This is a genomic window from Rhodopirellula sp. MGV (genome assembly GCF_002251265.1).
Taxonomy (GTDB): domain Bacteria; phylum Planctomycetota; class Planctomycetia; order Pirellulales; family Pirellulaceae; genus Stieleria; species Stieleria baltica_A.
Genome location: NZ_NPDI01000042.1, coordinates 85,853 through 101,321 on the forward strand (window position 1 = coordinate 85,853; position 15,469 = coordinate 101,321).

The window sequence follows — 15,469 nt, forward strand, 5'->3', positions numbered from 1 at the left end:
GATCGGATCCTTGAGCAACGGCGACTTTGATCGTTCAGGCGACAAGAAAAACGGCAAGAAGAAACGCCCCCAATCGGCCGCGGAGATCTCCAGCGCCAGCCCCCCTTCGACCTCGAAGCCGAGATGGGGGTCTTGGGCAGTATTCTGATTTTGCCAGAGGTCTGCGACGACTTGGCGTCCCTCCGCGCCGAGGATTTCTATGACGATGCAAATCAAGCGATCTATCACCAGCTTCGCGAGATGTACGACAATGGTGAAAAGATCGACGTCACGCTGTTGGTCGCGCGACTAAAGAAGGCTGACGAGTTCGAAAAGATCGGTGGTGCGGCGTACCTGGGGCGGTTGTCTTCGTCCGTTCCCAATGCGGCACACGCCGTTTACTACGCCGAGATCGTTTCCGAAAAAGCGGTTTACCGAAAACTGATTCACGCCGGTACCGATATCCTGCGCGACGCCTACGAGCAATCGAGTGAAGCTCGCGAGCTGTGTGCTCAGGCGGAATCGAAAGTGTTCTCGATCATGGACGGTCGCTCGGCGAACTCGTTGCACTCGATGAACGACGTGTTGCATGCCGCGATGGACCGGATGGAAGCGAGGCTCCGTGGTGAAGTCACCGAGGGCACCGTCGAAACCGGGTTGCTGGACTATGACACGATGACCGGTGGTTTGCACCAAGGCGAATTGATCATTCTGGCCGCCCGTCCTTCGATGGGTAAAACCGCTTTGGCGATGAACATTGCCGAACACTGCGCGATCGAATTGCGGCAACCGTCGCTGTTCATCAGTTTGGAAATGTCGGGGATCGAATTGGCCGACCGGATGTTGTGCAGCTTGGCCCGCGTCAATGGTCACAAGCTGCGTAACGGAACAATCAGTGCGGATGACCAGACCCGCCTGATCAACAAAGCGAACGAGATCAGTACGGCGCCGTTTTACGTGGACGATTCGCCCAGTCGAACCGTCAGTGAAATTGCGGCTGCGGCACGTCGAATTAAACGACGCGAAAACGGACTCGGTCTGGTCGTGATCGACTACTTGCAGCTGATCGAACCCGACAACTCTCGTGACCCACGTCAGGAACAGGTCGCAAAGATCGCGCGTCGTTTGAAAGGGATGGCGCGGGAATTGGGCGTGCCGTTGTTGTGTCTGTCGCAGCTAAACCGGCAAGCGGAAGACAGCAAAGACCACAAACCGAAGCTCAGTCACCTTCGAGAATCAGGTGCGATCGAGCAGGATGCCGACGTGGTGATGTTTGTGCACCGTGAGGAGTACTATCACCGCGGCGAAGAACGCGCCCAGTACGCCGGGCAAGCCGAAATCATCATCGCGAAGCAGCGGAACGGCCCGGTCGGAGATGTCCAGTTGACTTGGGAATCCGACTTCACGCGATTCGGTAACCGAGCCCCCGAGCACCACGACGAATTCAGCGACTATGCCGAATTCACCACCCCGGGCGGCTTCTAAAAAGCCCACGTCCTCGTCGCTCTGCGAGAGTTTTTGTTCTCGCAGAGCATTGGAAACTGCATCGGTGAAATGGCCGCCAGCGCTACTCGTTGGTATCCGCTCGGAGGGTAAAGAAACCGAAGTGGATTCCGTCGGGTTCGTTGTAACCGAAGCTTCCTGTCGGGGCGAAGTACTGCTCGAATTCCGAGAACGCTGGCAATTGATTGCGATCCATTAACTCGGAGATCTTTCGCAGACCAGGATTGTTCTCACCCGCGTTGCGTAGGAAGTTTCGCGAGTTTGGCGCCTTGGCCAAGTCATAGATCATTCGCATGCTTTCGGCGCCATCGATAAAGGACAGCAAGAAAGGAGCTTCACCGTCCAGCTTTCCGCCCAATTCGCTGGAGACCAGTTGATAGTCGGGAAGATCGATCAAACGTGGCAATTTGCCCGCATGGGTCAGCACTGCTTTTTCCAAGAACTGAGTGCTATCGCAATAGAGCAACCATTTGTCGAGGACCATGAAACTAGGTTCTGGCTTACGCAAGTTGTTTGGAAAGCGGTCACCGGGGCCGGGCAACCGATAGGTCGTTTGGCCGGCGATGGTTTCGACTTTCATGCGTTGTTGAAGTCGGTCGCGAACTTCTGCCAAAGTCGACTTGGCTTTGGTCGGATCGATCAGTTCAAAAGCAAACACGTTTACACCGCTATTGATGCGCGCTGGCGGTTCGACCCATGACGCACGCACAAAACGGCCGGTCAGGTTGGATAGCAAGTCTTCTTGCAAGTCCAGTCCTAGACGCGTTTTGAGCGGAGTCTCGGCCAAGCGTTTGAGCGAGTCTTCGCCTTGGAAGCGGTCCAAGACTTTGCCGAAGTTTTCGTAGGCTTTGGCGAAATCCCAATTCAGCGACGAGTATTGCAGGACCTGTTCGGGAACCCAATCGGGAGGTGCGGTTTCGCCGGTCTCTGGACGCAGGACGCCGAGTACGCCATCGCGTGGCGGATCAATTTTGATGTGATAATGCGCGATGCCTTCGAAGACTTCGCCGCCTCGGAAAGAACTGCCACCGATACCGGCAATGCGTGCGACGCCCATCTGTTCGATCGAAGGCCACATCAACGCGATCGCGATCGAATCGGATCGCTTGATGATGCGATCGGCAATTGCGTGTGGATCCAAGTAGAACGTCAGTTGAGGACGGGTTTCTTCGGCGCCCAAGCAACGAGAAATGATCGTCCCAAAGTTCGCGTTGTCGGCAAGCGTCGGTTCGTCGCTTTCACCCAGCCAATGCTTGAGGACGTCTTGGGCGGCGGAGTTTCCGACGCCGATGACGAAGGTGCCGTCGCGTTCAAAGAATTCGACTGGTAACCGGCCAGCACGATTGGGCAGCAGACGTGTGACTTCGGTGCCATCGATTTTGACGACACGACGCACGCGCTGTTTTTTCATCTCGGTCTCGAACCGGTCGACGATTTTCATCACGCTGTCGATGTTGTCACCGGCATCGACGATGAACGTCAGACCAAACGCATATTGTTCGCGCAATTCCTGGCGTTTTTTTCGCCGTTCGATTTCGTCGTCGCTGGCGTCGTCATCGAATTTCAACTCGGGTTTCTCGTCCGTTTCCATCGGTTTAGCCGGATGGACGGCGAAGGCAACTTGACCTTGGGGAATCGCGAGCAATTCGTCTAATTCGAGACCGATCTCTTTGCTGATCTCCTGAAACAGTTCTTCGAGCGTGGCGTACAGGTCGTCCGCGAACGGGCGGAACTTTGGATCGTTGATCATTTTGCCCAAGGAAGACGACTTGAGGTCCTTGCGGACGTCGTTGACGTTGTCCAACCGGACATAGGCCAGCGTGTCATTGGGTAACAGACGCGGCGCGCCTGGTAGATCGCTAGCTTTTTTGGGATCGGCCGCACGCAGCGGGCCGGCCAGCGAGCAAACCGTGAGCGGCGCGATCAATGCAGCCGCAAAAAGGTGTTTTATTGCACCCAACGGTCGCGACGGACCGCCGGGGGGAGAAAGCATGCGCATGGGTCTTCCATTCGGTAAAGAAGCTGGAGGAGGCGTTCGGAACTTGCCGCTTGATTCGGTTTTGCCACCCCGATCTTGGGACTTTGGTTCGAACTAGGCAGGCAAAAACCGAAACGTTTGGAGGCGCCAAACGTTAAAGTAGGGTAACAAATTCAAACGATTCGTTTTCATTGAGGATGGCCGCTTTCCATGTTGAGTTTGCTGAAACACCGTAGTCTTCGTTTCGCCTTCATCGTGATGGCGGCCAATCTGACAATCGCCTGTGTCGCTAGCGCGCAGTTCTCGTCCGGTGGCACGGGATCCACATCGGGTTCTGATACGGGGGGAAGCTCGTTCGGCAGTGGAACCACTAGTTCAGGGACCAGTGGAACAGGCACCAGTAGTGGGACTGGTTCGTCGATGTCGTCGTCCAGCGGCGATTTCGGTGGTGTCGAACGCGGGGCATCGATTGGCAGCACAAACGTTCAGGGTTTTGGAGCGGCCGCCGAAAGTACCGGTGGTTCAGGCCTCGGTGGCGCCACCGGCGGTCGTGCCGGTGGTGCAGGAGGACTGGGTGGCCTGGGCGGATTGTTTGGTGCCTTGGGGAATGCTTTCGGAGCGCAAAGTGGATCCGCTACCAAGCCCACTATTCGCGTCCGTTTGCGGTCCGCTGTCGAGGTCGCACCGATGAGCAGCGATCGCGTCCAAGCTGCGGCAACCAGTGTGTTCAACCGCGTGCCAGTCACCAGCGGCGTCCGAAACGTCAATGTGACGATGGACGGGCGAACCGCAATTTTGACGGGCACGGTCGGATCGGAAAAAGACCGCCGGATGAGCGAATTGCTGATCCGTTTGGAACCGGGAGTCAGTCAAATCGACAACCGAGTCTCTGTCGTCGAATAAACGCGACACACAGACCAATTAAACGCCACCGATGTGATGCCGATGTCTTCGTCTGACAAATCGGCATCGCATTTTTTACTTCCGCGAAGCCAACTCGCGAACGAATTCGATCGCGGCGTCTGTATCGGCAAGTTCCCCGTCAAGTTGCATTGATCGCACTTGCGCCAACCAACTTCGAAAAGTCGGTCCCGGTTGCATGCCAAGCTGAATCAATTGATTTCCAGTGACCAATGGCACTGGATCGAGGCGTTCCTGGGGCCACTGCAAAGCTTCTTTACAGCGTTCGATCCCGGCTCCGTCATCACCATCGGCTTGAGCAATTGCCTGTGCAACACGAATGGTGACTTCGATATCGCGATCGATCAGCAAGGGTTGCAAACGTGACCACGCGAATGAGTCGGCGTCGATGATTGATCGATAGTGTTTCATCGCTGCGGTGACTTGGCGGATTTCTTCACCGGAAAGTTTCCAGCGATCGGCCAAGTTGCGAACCGCTTTGGCAGGGGCGGGCTGGTCGTTTCCGAGTGACAGCAGGACCAAAGCGAGCGACGAAACGAAGTCCTGTGAAACCCGTCGGTCAAGGCGTTGGCGAAGTTGCTGCGTGTTGGCCGCGGCGAGTTCCGGGAATACTTTGCGAGACAGCCCCGTCCCCAGTATCATTTGCAATCCGTCTGCCGCGGTGGAACAGGAGACGACGCGTCGCATCTCTGCGCCAATCCGTTCACCACTTACGATTTCGATTTCGTCGGCACGTCGAATCAGTTCGTCCTTGGTTGCTTCTTCGAGGTCGAATTCGAGAGTGGTTGCAAACCGGACCGCGCGGAGCATGCGAAGTTTGTCTTCTTCAAAACGATCTTGAGGTGCGCCGATTGTGCGCAAGCGTCGAATGGACAAGTCCGCCTGGCCATTTACGAAATCGATCACCCGCTCGCTGTCGGGATCATAGAAGAGCCCGTTGACGGTAAAGTCTCGGCGAAGCGCATCGTTTTCGGGGTCGCCGAAGCGAACGGAATCGGGGCGTCTGCCGTCTGAATACTCGCCATCACTGCGAAACGTCGCGACTTCGGTTGGTTGCAGCGATCCGCGTTTTTTGCGTGTGGCTTTGGGTGGCAAGACGCCGATGACGCCAAACGAAGCGCCGAATGCTAGCGTATTTCCGCGGCCAAAGATTTCGCGAACACGGTCTGGGGTTGCGTCGGTGGCGACGTCAAAGTCTTTTGGCGGGCGTCCGAGCAAGGCGTCACGCACACAGCCGCCGGCGAAATAAGCAAGGTGCCCCGACGCGTGTAACACCCGGCAGATACGAACCGCCTCGGTCAGGGAATCCCGGACTTGCGGCGAGAGGATCTTTCCGGCGTCGAATAGTGGACCAATGTTTGTCAACGGAGTCTTAACTTTGGAGTTCTATCGGGAAGAGTGTGTTTGATCGCGATTGTCGATCGGCATGATTTCCGCTACAAGCTGACTTATGGATTGTCCCCCCGTCAAACCCAGCACTCGACGCAAACGCGGTGTGGTGGCCGTGATCTTTCGCGACGCCAAGCTGTTGGTGATTCGTCGTGCGCTGAGGGTGACTGCCCCGGGCAAGCTGTGCCTCCCCGGTGGCGGGATCGAAAAAGGTGAGACCGAAGAACAAGCGTTGGTTCGCGAAATGGACGAAGAGCTCGCCATCGACGTGACGCCGATGCAATTGTGTTATCGCAGTGTCACGAGCTGGGGGACGAATCTCGCTTGGTGGCACGCTGATTTGAGCGATGCGCAATTTCCGACCGCGAATCCGGCCGAAGTCGCAGACGTCTTTTGGATGAGTCGCGACGAAGTTCGTCATGCGAGCGATTTGCTGCCCAGTTTGCCGCCGTTCTTGATCGCTTGGGAACGTGGCGAAATTGGGCTCGATTGCGATTGGTGCTAGGCCTCGCTAGATCCACAGGCAATCGATCGAACCGGCAACCATCAGCAGGACGCTGATCGCAACGTTGGTGTGAAAGAACGCTTGCCCGACGCGCCCGAGGTCGTCCGCGCTGACCAAGGTGTGTTGGCGAATCACCAACGCGAAGATGACCACCAACGCCGCCCAGTACAGCCAACCAAATCCGACTCCGGGTGCCAATAGCGGCAGCGTGACAAGAAAGCCGAGCATCAATACGTGGGTCGCCGCGGCGATCCGCAGTGCCCCGGCGATTCCGAAGCGAGCGGGGACGCTATGCAATTTCACACTGCGATCGTAGTCCGCATCTTGGCATGCATAGATGATGTCGAATCCCGTAACCCACGCCGCGACGGCGGCTGCCAAAAGTAATGGTGCGATCAAGTCACTCGGGTGAAGCACCGATTGTGGTCCGCGGATCGCCACCCACGCGCACATTGGTGACAGGCTCAGTGCGATTCCCAGCCAGAGGTGCGCGGCGCTGGTGAACCGTTTGGCCAGGCTATATCCCATCACCACCGCCAGCACAGGAAGCGCTGCGGCGAGTGGGACCCAGTTCGGCAAGAATGCCGCCGTCGCGCCCACAAAGACAATGCTGTTGATCCAAACGAATGCGTGGACAGCAGGTGCTGATAGTCGCCCCGCCGGAAGGTGGCGGTTTTCCGTGCGTGGATTGGCGGCATCAATCTTGCGATCCACCAACCGATTGAAAGCCATCGCGGCACTTCGGGCGGTGACCATGCAAACCAAGATCGCAACAAGGTCGGTCCAGCGCAGCGTCGGCGTTTGCCCATCGGGAAGCGGCGCGGCGAACGCCATCACTGTTGCCAGCGTCGCAAAGGGCAACGCGAACAACGTGTGTGAAAATCGAATCAATCCCAGCCAATCCGCGATGCTCGGGCGGTGCTGGGGATGCTCCGCCGACTGGCTCATGTTGTGTCCTTCCATCGATGAATCATCTGATTGTCGATCTGTAGTTGATCCAGAATTCTTCCGACGACGAAATCGACGAGCGAGTCGATTGAGTCAACACCGTGATACCATCCAGGCATTGCCGGCAAGATTGTCGCGCCGGCTGCTGCGGCACGCTGCATGTTTTCCAGCTGCAGCACGCTGAGCGGCGTCTCCCGTGGGACGAGGACCAATTTCCGCTGTTCTTTCAAGTGAACTTCGGCGGCCCGCGAAATCAAGTTGTTGGATGCGGCATGCGCGATACTGCTCAGCGTGCTGCCACTGCACGGGCAGACGACCATCGCCGAGGTTTGAAATGATCCACTCGCGATCGGCGTGAAATAGTCTTCGTAGTGATGGTAGTGCAGTTTCTGATCGATCGCCGTTCCCCAATCAACAGCCAATGTTGCCGCGCGGCGATCATCGCTTGTCCAGTCAGGCACATAGCTGATTAGCGCCGACAAATCGGGATGCTTTAAATCGACTTTCAATCCCGTTTCCTGCGCGATAACGGCAGCACCACTTGGGCTGATTGTCAGGTGGACGCTCTGATCGGATTGACAAAGCGACTGCAGTAATCGAATCGCATAGATCGCTCCGCTAGCACCGGTGATTGCGATCACGACAGGAAATCGCGTGGAGCTCATGCGTTTGCGGGGCGATCGGTAGTAGGCTGAACGTGCGTGTGTTGGACTTTCGTATGCAGCTCGCCCGGCTTGGTGCCTTCATAAATCGTGCAGACACCAAATGTCAGAGGAGTGAATTTGACGTCTTGCAGTCCCGCATGTCGCATGCGGCTGGCCAGAGCTTCACCGTCGGGGAAGCGGCTGACCGAATCAGGCAGGTAGCTATAGGCTGACTTGTCGTTCTTGGCAAACCACTGGCCGACTTTGGGCAAAATGTACTTGAAGTAACTGTTGTAGATCTGTCGCAGTCCGAATGCGGTTGGTCGCGAAAATTCCAGCACCATGACTTTACCGCCGGGCCGACAAACACGCGTGAGCTCGCATAACCCTCGATCGGTATCGGCAACGTTGCGCAGTCCGAAGGCAACCGTTACGGCTTGAAACATGTCCGACCCGAATGGCAATTGTTGGGAATCGGCTTCGACGTAGTCGATCGATTCGGTCGGTGTACCGACGACGCGTTTGGTCCGGGCGATGTCCAGCATTGCGCCACAGAAATCGCTGCCAATCACCTCGACATCTGCGGGGGCCGACTGGGCGATAGCCATTGCCAAGTCCCCGGTGCCAGTGCAGGTATCCAGGACAGGGATGCCGGAGACTAACTCCAGGCGTTTGACCGCGCACCGCCGCCAGTACTTATCGATGTTCATCGACAGTAGATGGTTCATCAAATCGTACTTGGGAGCGATTTGCCGAAACATCTCGCGAACACGTTCGTTGCTCTTATCGAACGTCGGGTCAGGTGAATTCATCGGTGATTTTGGGCCGCTGGGGAGGCCATGCGTGCGTGCGTCGTGTTGCGCGTCAGCGATCTCGGAAGTCATAAACACCATCTTTGAAACTGAAAACAGGTCCTGCGACGGTCAAATTCCGACACAGTGGCGTCGTCAGGTCGATAAAGGAGCGATTCAAAACGCCACCGGTGGGGGCAAGTGCTCAATCGCGTGCTAAATCGTCTTGGATCGTGAAAGGTACGGTAAGCGAAGCTGCCCGAAAAGCATACCCATCCCCCACCGCCTGAATCGGCACTCAATGGTGAGTTTTAGTGGACTGAAACCCCGCCTACGGATAGACTGAACACCCTTTCAGAACTTTTGCCTGTTATTACGCTACTCAAGAGCCGGCAGACTGATTCCCGCATTCAACGAACGTGATTAACTGAGTCTATGGCGAGTCTTGTACATTCCCGTGCCGCGACGTTACTCACCAAAGTGACGTGCCCGCATTGTTGGAGCCACTATGCCCCGGAGGAATCACTTTGGATTTCGGAGCACCCGGATCTGCTCGGGGACGCGAAGCTTGGATTTCAGCATCCCAAGCGTTTTTTGCCGAGTCGTTTCACGCCTCAAGGTGACGCGATCGACGAGATGGGCCAGTACGCGACACGAATGGCTTGTCCCAAGTGTCACCTGCACGTGCCACGTTCGATGTATCAAGTGCCAAGTTTGTTCTTCAGCATCTTCGGGGCACCCGCATGCGGCAAAAGTTATTTCCTGACCTCGTTGTCTTGGAAGCTGCGGCAGACACTGCCCAAACGCTTTGCCGTTTCGCTAAGCGACGTGGACGCCGAAACGAATTCGCGGATTCATGAATACGAAGAACAGCAGTTCATGAACCCCGATTTGGACACCCCCGTCGCACTTGCAAAAACGGAAGAGCAAGGCGACATGTATGACACGGTCAACATGGGCGATCACACGGTAACGTTCCCGCGTCCGTTCATGTTCAATCTGCAACCGCTTTCCAGCCATCCGCGGTACCAACGCAATCGTGAGATTTCGAAGCTGGTGTGTTTGTACGATAACGCGGGCGAAAGTTTCTTTCCTGGTGCTGACAAAACGATCAGCCCAGTGACTCGTCACCTCGCGCGGTCGAAGTGTTTGTTTTTCTGTTTCGATCCGACGCAAGACACGCGTTTTCGTCGGGCCTGTGAAGGGAAGTCGAACGACCCGCAGATGGCTTCGCGAACGACGCGATTGGCGCGCGAGACAACGATCCGCCAGGACACGATTTTGCTGGAAGCGATCCAACGGGTGCGTCGGCATGCCGGCTTGCGCGACGACGAACTGCACCAGCGTCCTTTGGTGATTATCGTGACCAAGTGGGATGCATGGCGCAATCTGCTTCCCGATGTGTCGACCGACGAACCCTATTTGCCGATCGCCGGTTCAAAGCTCTGTTCGCTCGATAGCCAGCGGATCAAATCGACAAGCGAGCGAGTTGGCGAACTGATGAGTGAAATCTGCCCCGAGATCGTCGCGGCGGCAGAAGGATTTTCAACCAGTTTGACGTTCATTCCTGTCAGTGCCAGCGGCACGCATCCGACGCTCGATCCGGCCACCGGTGCGCTCGGCATTCGACCTCGCGATATGAATCCTTTCTGGGTCGAAGTCCCGATGTTGATGGCGCTGCACAACTGGGCGGGAGGGCTGGTTGGTGCATCGGCGCCCGGATCAGGCATGGAAGACGGACGCTGGATGCAAGAGAAACTCTAGGCATCGCCTTTTCTACCTTAGTGATTTCAGACGAAGTGAATTTGGACGACGCGACGCGGTCCTGATGAATGAGTAATGAGCTGCTTTACACGTCCGCGCCCCAGGGGCTTCGACACGGTGCGAAAGGTTTCTGCACAGTGTTGTCGACGTCTGGAATGCCGATCAACCTGATCAGCAAACTGGAATCGATCTCTGGGTATCGTCAGTTCTTTATGGCTGACCATCCACGATACGCCGAAAACCCCATCGCGTACTCGCACCAGATCTTTCATCTAGGTGGCCGACCAACTTCGATCTTGTCGCGAATCGGACCTTATGGGATCGACTACACCGGCCGCGCGAGCAACAAGATTGCACATCATTTGGTTGTCGAACCGCACGAGATGTCACCTGCCGGACCGGCTTGGCTGCTGCAACAATCCGTCATCCGGTCGGAATGGCACGGCCATTGTGAAACGCCTTCGACTGGCCCAAGTATTCCGATGCGGAACCAGGACGAACGTATCTGCACCGAGTGGAAAAACGTCGCCGGAGACGCCGGCTGGGCGGGAGTCGTTGCCGAGACGATCACGCAATCCGACGAAACGCCACTTTGGATTGTGTATTCTCTCGCCCAGCGAGATCGATTGCTGGCGATGATGGATGAAGTCATCGCGTTGTTACCCGTCGCACAACGCTGGCAAGCAACGTTCAATACATTCGCCGTCAAAATTCCTCCGGACGGGAATTGTCGAATTCGTTTCGTGCCCGAAGGCACCGACGAGGCCAAGCAGGCGCTCTCGGGGAAACGTTGCATCAATTTGACAAAACCTGCCCCCGTCGCCCGGACGACGCGCTGGATCGAGAGGGCACGAGGAATGCAAAGGCCAGTTGCGAGCGTCATTCCGACACGTTCAATCGAGACCTCCTCCGAAGCTGTCGCTGACACGCAAAGCGATTTGGCGTCCTATTGGGATGAGGGCAGCAGTGTTGAGGAAGCCGAAAACTCGCCTCCGCCAACCGGACCGCCAGATTTGCCGGGTGGACTGAATCGCAAAAAACGCAAGTCACCGGCTTGGTGGACGACAACCGGGATCTTCCTGTTCGCCGCGCTCGCAGCGATCGTTTGGTTTGCCGCTTCGCAGTTTTCAGATCCACCAATCCCCCAGCGAATCAAGACGCCGGTGGCGGAGGAGCCTTCCGAGGCGCCAGAGACAATTGCCGATTCGTCGGAACCTTCCGAAACGCAAACGCCATCAAGTCCGGCAACAGAGACAATCGAATTTCGACTTCGCTATGACAAAAAGCAATTGATGGGTTGGGTGCTTGGTCGAAACGCGGGCGAAGGGCTAAGTGAGAAGACGCCGTTCCCTCGAGAGATCGAAGTGCGTGGAGGATTGAAGCTTGCGGACCTGTCGACTGCCCAATTGGCTCCGAAATCTGATTCGGAAAACGAAACACCCGCTCAAGAGTCCTTTCAAAAGCCCACCGAAGAACGCCAAGTCGTCTTCGCGGCTTGGGGTGCGGATCCGTTTAGCTTGGCAGACCCAAAAAACTATGATGTCGTTCCAACTGAATTGGTCGATGGCAAACGCTCGTTGGCTGTGCGTCAACTGCGTCAGGTTCCGATGACGCTGCCTCGTGCACAGTTCTTTTGGCATCCCGAGACGGGTTATCTAATCGGTGATGTTAAACTGGACTTCAATGCGGCCGACTCGACTTGGTCTGGTCAATCTGGTGCCTACCGCGAATTCGCGATGTCGCTGACAAAACTGTTGGACTCGGTCAAGGCAATCAAAGAACAGAGCGAGACATTGCCGCCGTTGCTACAGAACTTGGTCGCGCCGTTCCTGGTACGTCTGGGACGATCGCAAGAGTCGCTTGCGAGTTATCTGTTTCGAACGATCCCCTTCAGCGAAGACTTCGAAGATGACGCTGGCGAACTGCGTCAACGTCTGCAAAACAAAGTCTTGCAATTGCCTCAGCCCCTTTCCCGCATCGAGCAGTCGGCGGTGTTGAATATTGTCGCGATTTGTGGCGAAATTCCGCTGTTGGCCAACGACATGCGAAAGGCACAGGAAGTCTTGAAAACGGGGCATGAAGTCGAGGTTCCTGAATTAATCTTTTTCGATGCCGACCGCGCCGTCATTCGGCGTGTTCCGCTTAGCATTTATTTTTCTTGGTAGTAGATTCATGCCGACGACCGTTGACAAAATTCGACGCGCCCTGGAAAAGCGGGACGGAATCGCCGAGGGAGAAATGCGTCCGCTCGCCGAGGCTTACAAGGTCGAAGTTCAAGCCGTCAATCAGCGTCTCGACGAAGCCGTGATGCTGCTGCGCAAAGGCCTGCGCAGCGAGGCGATCCAGCGGATTGAGATGACCCCCAACACGCTCGATTTGGCGGCCGAGTTGGAATTCCCCGAGTGGGACGAATGGAACGAGATTCTGCAGTTCCTGGGGATTCCGTTGCCACCGAAATTGAACGTCGACTACGTGGCGCAGGTCAACGAAGCGATCATCGAAAGTTTGCCGCTCGAAGCGTTGTTGCGCCGTCACCGACGATTGGCGATCGCCAAGGCGCCACTTTCGATTCGTTTGCGAACGCTGCGGCAAATCGCTCACGTCGATTCGGGCAATCCGGTTTGGGGCGACGACGTCGAAACATGGGAAAAGATTCGCCTTGGCCAAATCGAAACCGAGCTTCAGCAATCACTTGAACGCGAAGATTCACGCCAACTGTTTCTGATCAACGAAGAACTGACGTCGAATCAATGGCGAGTCAAACCGAGTCCGCGGCTGATCGAGCAAAGTCAATTCGCCGCCGAAGCTCATGTACGTGAAAACATGGACCGCGAACTAGGGCAGTTCGTGCCTGCACTCGAGCGTGCGTTTGCCGATCGTGACGAGTCCAGTGCCCGGTCGCTTCGCTCGCAATGGCAAGCCAGTCGAGCGCACTACAAAATTGAAGTGTCACCGAAGTTGCAATCACGGGTCTCGCCGACGCTCCGGTGGTTGGAAGATCTCGATCGCCAAGCGGTCATGGAAAGCGAGCGACAGATCGCGATCTCAAGACTCGAAGAATGCCTGGACGGGACCCATTCGGCAGACGAGATCCAAGCGGCACAAGAACAGGCAACCAAGTTCGGAGAGCCGCTGCCACAAGAGGTCGCCGAACGTATCGACGAACTGGCCGCCGAGCCTGCCAAACAAGCCAAACGCAAATGGATGGCGATTGGTATCGCCGCCGGGGCCGTTTTTATCACCGGTTCGATCGCGGCGTTCATGGTTTATTCGGCATCGCGTCGCGCACAGCAACGTGAAGACTATCTTCGCCAAATGGAGACCTTCGTCAGCGAAGAACGCAACGACGAAGCCCTCGCCTTTTTCGGGACAATCCAGTCAAGTGCCCCCGACGTAGCGGCCCTTCCACGAATGGTCGCGATGCAGTCTCAAGCCGTCAAAGCAGTTGAAAAGGATCAACAGCGGAGTGATCGTTTTGAGGAGCTTCTCCGTCAAGCCAATAGCGATAATCCGGAATTGATCGATGGGGCACTGATTCCGCAGCTTGAAGAGCTCGCCACCAGCGAAGGCGAACGGGCACGAATCGATGACCTGCGTCAGCGCAAGGATGCGTACAACCAGAAGGTCATGACGAAACAGAGCGATGACATGATCGCGCAAGTCGGCGAGTACTGGACGACATTCGGCGAATTGCAATCTCGCGGCAACTCTGCCACCAACCTGACCGCTTTGGAACAGTTGCGAACATTGGTCGTTCGTTTGTCGGCGCTGTATCCCCGGCGATCCGATGTGGCAACGAATAAACAGGAACAGCTTCGCAGCGCGATCTCGTCCACCATCGACCAGATGAAACGCAAAATGCAGTCGGACGCACAACGCAGCGAAGCGATCGATATGTTGGTTAACGCAGGTTCGCTGGAAGTCTATGGGAAACGTCTACGTGAATTGTCTCGACGTTCGATTGCCAACACTGGTTTCATTGATTTCGCCAGGGTGATCGACGAACAAGATTATTGGTTGGACGTTGACCGGACCAATGACTGGTTGAAGCGGTTTGCCGAGCGGTTGAACAACGGTGTCACCAGCGGCGAAGCGACTGAATTGATGGAATCGGCACAGTTGCTTGGCGAAGACGTTTCGCCAAATCCAGTTTTTGATGCGATGCCGAATTTTACCGAGTCGATGCAAGAGATTCGTCGCCGCAATCAGATCCTAGACGACACGTTCAACAGCATCAGCAACCATCCGCTTTCGCAATTGGTGACCTTGACAGTGGACGGTCAGCAATACTTGCTCACCAAGACCTTCGTCGAAGACAACACGGCCCGGATGAAAAACGCGGGCAATCAAGGTGTGATGGTCGTCGTCAGCCCGACCGGCGCGGTACGTAACCGTGGCTTTGATGGGCCGCTGACCGATTTGAAGAACGAGCCAATGGAGACATTTGCTTGGCTGCGCCGTGAGCAGGCTTCACGAAAAATTGATTTCGCGTCGCTGTGGGAACAAACTTATATCCGGCTGGTCAGCGAATTGATGACCAAGCGACCAGAACTTGATGCGAGAATCAAAGAGTGGTTGATCTTTCAGCTCTTGAGCGGTGCGACGCGCGGAAGTGATCGCTTGGCAAAGGCCATTCCTCAGTCCATGGCCACGCTACAACGGCGGACAAGCACGTTTGAACGTTGGTATGAGCCACACGCGTTTAGTAGCGAGCTTCCTGAAGACGTCGATACGATCATCAAGTCAGAACTGCGAACCGTCTATCCCCGCTTCGCGGATCCGTTGAGTGACATGACCAAGATCGCGACTTCTAAATTGGAGTGGATCGGTTTTCTCACCAGAAACGACAACAACCAAATCGAGTATCATCTACGCTCTCGTTTGCCAGAAAACGATGGCGCACTTTATGTTGCGATTCCGTCTCGCGAAGGCGACGCGGAAACCTCGTTGGTCAAAATTGGCACTCTTACGCAAGGTCATATTCAACTGACCTCTAATCCGGTCGACCTCATTGCCGGACGTCCTCTGTTCTTGTTCCCGAACTGAC

11 protein-coding genes are annotated in these 15,469 nt (G+C 56.0%); 6 read left to right on the plus strand and 5 right to left on the minus strand.

Features of this window, described 5'->3' with window-relative positions; translation table 11 throughout:
- Window positions 1–123 precede the first annotated feature (123 nt).
- A complete protein-coding gene (gene dnaB, locus CGZ80_RS15100) occupies window positions 124–1,464 on the plus strand; it encodes a replicative DNA helicase (RefSeq protein WP_094415850.1) in 1,341 nt (446 codons plus the stop codon).
- An 82-nt stretch (window positions 1,465–1,546) separates the two neighbouring features.
- On the opposite strand, the gene CGZ80_RS15105 is transcribed toward dnaB, so the two are convergent.
- Window positions 1,547–3,475, minus strand: a complete 1,929-nt coding sequence (locus CGZ80_RS15105; protein ID WP_143543944.1) for a DUF3352 domain-containing protein — start codon at window positions 3,473–3,475, stop codon at window positions 1,547–1,549.
- Window positions 3,476–3,880: 405 nt separating this feature from the next.
- On the opposite strand from CGZ80_RS15105, the gene CGZ80_RS15110 reads away from it, so the two are divergent.
- Window positions 3,881–4,363, plus strand: a complete 483-nt coding sequence (locus CGZ80_RS15110; RefSeq protein WP_143543945.1) for a BON domain-containing protein — start codon at window positions 3,881–3,883, stop codon at window positions 4,361–4,363.
- Window positions 4,364–4,438: 75 nt separating this feature from the next.
- Here CGZ80_RS15110 and CGZ80_RS15115 read toward each other — a convergent pair whose 3' ends face one another.
- Complete coding sequence (locus CGZ80_RS15115; RefSeq protein ID WP_233148434.1) at window positions 4,439–5,746, minus strand: CCA tRNA nucleotidyltransferase; 1,308 nt, start codon at window positions 5,744–5,746, stop codon at window positions 4,439–4,441.
- A gap of 85 nt (window positions 5,747–5,831) precedes the next feature.
- On the opposite strand from CGZ80_RS15115, the gene CGZ80_RS15120 reads away from it, so the two are divergent.
- Complete coding sequence (locus CGZ80_RS15120; protein WP_094415856.1) at window positions 5,832–6,275, plus strand: NUDIX hydrolase; 444 nt, start codon at window positions 5,832–5,834, stop codon at window positions 6,273–6,275.
- Window positions 6,276–6,281: 6 nt separating this feature from the next.
- Here the strand turns inward: CGZ80_RS15120 and CGZ80_RS15125 are convergent, their stop codons facing one another.
- The 3 genes from CGZ80_RS15125 to ubiE are packed head-to-tail and all read right to left on the minus strand — an operon-like array spanning window position 6,282 to window position 8,679.
- Window positions 6,282–7,223 carry a 4-hydroxybenzoate octaprenyltransferase gene (locus tag CGZ80_RS15125; protein WP_094415858.1) on the minus strand — a complete coding sequence of 314 codons (942 nt, stop codon included), beginning with the start codon at window positions 7,221–7,223 and terminating at the stop codon, window positions 6,282–6,284.
- Window positions 7,220–7,888 (minus strand): UbiX family flavin prenyltransferase, encoded by a 669-nt coding sequence (locus tag CGZ80_RS15130; RefSeq protein ID WP_094415860.1) that lies wholly within the window; start codon window positions 7,886–7,888, stop codon window positions 7,220–7,222. Before CGZ80_RS15130 ends, CGZ80_RS15125 begins: the two co-directional genes overlap by 4 nt.
- Window positions 7,885–8,679 carry a bifunctional demethylmenaquinone methyltransferase/2-methoxy-6-polyprenyl-1,4-benzoquinol methylase UbiE gene (ubiE, locus tag CGZ80_RS15135; protein ID WP_094416026.1) on the minus strand — a complete coding sequence of 265 codons (795 nt, stop codon included), beginning with the start codon at window positions 8,677–8,679 and terminating at the stop codon, window positions 7,885–7,887. Before ubiE ends, CGZ80_RS15130 begins: the two co-directional genes overlap by 4 nt.
- A gap of 414 nt (window positions 8,680–9,093) precedes the next feature.
- Here ubiE and CGZ80_RS15140 point away from each other — a divergent pair, with 414 nt between their 5' ends.
- The 3 genes from CGZ80_RS15140 to CGZ80_RS15150 all read left to right on the plus strand — a co-directional run bounded on the left by CGZ80_RS15140 (window position 9,094) and on the right by CGZ80_RS15150 (window position 15,468).
- Window positions 9,094–10,422 carry a hypothetical protein gene (locus CGZ80_RS15140; RefSeq protein ID WP_094415862.1) on the plus strand — a complete coding sequence of 443 codons (1,329 nt, stop codon included), beginning with the start codon at window positions 9,094–9,096 and terminating at the stop codon, window positions 10,420–10,422.
- Between the two features lie 68 nt (window positions 10,423–10,490).
- Window positions 10,491–12,587, plus strand: coding sequence for a hypothetical protein (locus CGZ80_RS15145; RefSeq protein WP_094415864.1), 2,097 nt, complete (start codon window positions 10,491–10,493; stop codon window positions 12,585–12,587).
- Between the two features lie 7 nt (window positions 12,588–12,594).
- Window positions 12,595–15,468 carry a hypothetical protein gene (locus CGZ80_RS15150; protein ID WP_094415866.1) on the plus strand — a complete coding sequence of 958 codons (2,874 nt, stop codon included), beginning with the start codon at window positions 12,595–12,597 and terminating at the stop codon, window positions 15,466–15,468.
- Window position 15,469 lies beyond the last annotated feature (1 nt).

What these genes read in the sequence shown, in the direction of transcription:
- CGZ80_RS15125 (WP_094415858.1), bottom strand. Translation starts at nt 7,223, where the DNA reads ATGAGCCAGTCGGCGGAGCATCCCCAGCACCGCCCGAGCATCGCGGAT.
- CGZ80_RS15140 (WP_094415862.1), top strand. Translation starts at nt 9,094, where the DNA reads ATGGCGAGTCTTGTACATTCCCGTGCCGCGACGTTACTCACCAAAGTG.
- ubiE (WP_094416026.1), bottom strand. Translation starts at nt 8,679, where the DNA reads ATGAATTCACCTGACCCGACGTTCGATAAGAGCAACGAACGTGTTCGC.
- CGZ80_RS15105 (WP_143543944.1), bottom strand. Translation starts at nt 3,475, where the DNA reads ATGCTTTCTCCCCCCGGCGGTCCGTCGCGACCGTTGGGTGCAATAAAA.
- CGZ80_RS15130 (WP_094415860.1), bottom strand. Translation starts at nt 7,888, where the DNA reads ATGAGCTCCACGCGATTTCCTGTCGTGATCGCAATCACCGGTGCTAGC.
- CGZ80_RS15110 (WP_143543945.1), top strand. Translation starts at nt 3,881, where the DNA reads ATGTCGTCGTCCAGCGGCGATTTCGGTGGTGTCGAACGCGGGGCATCG.
- CGZ80_RS15120 (WP_094415856.1), top strand. Translation starts at nt 5,832, where the DNA reads ATGGATTGTCCCCCCGTCAAACCCAGCACTCGACGCAAACGCGGTGTG.
- dnaB (WP_094415850.1), top strand. Translation starts at nt 124, where the DNA reads ATGGGGGTCTTGGGCAGTATTCTGATTTTGCCAGAGGTCTGCGACGAC.
- CGZ80_RS15150 (WP_094415866.1), top strand. Translation starts at nt 12,595, where the DNA reads ATGCCGACGACCGTTGACAAAATTCGACGCGCCCTGGAAAAGCGGGAC.
- CGZ80_RS15145 (WP_094415864.1), top strand. Translation starts at nt 10,491, where the DNA reads ATGAGTAATGAGCTGCTTTACACGTCCGCGCCCCAGGGGCTTCGACAC.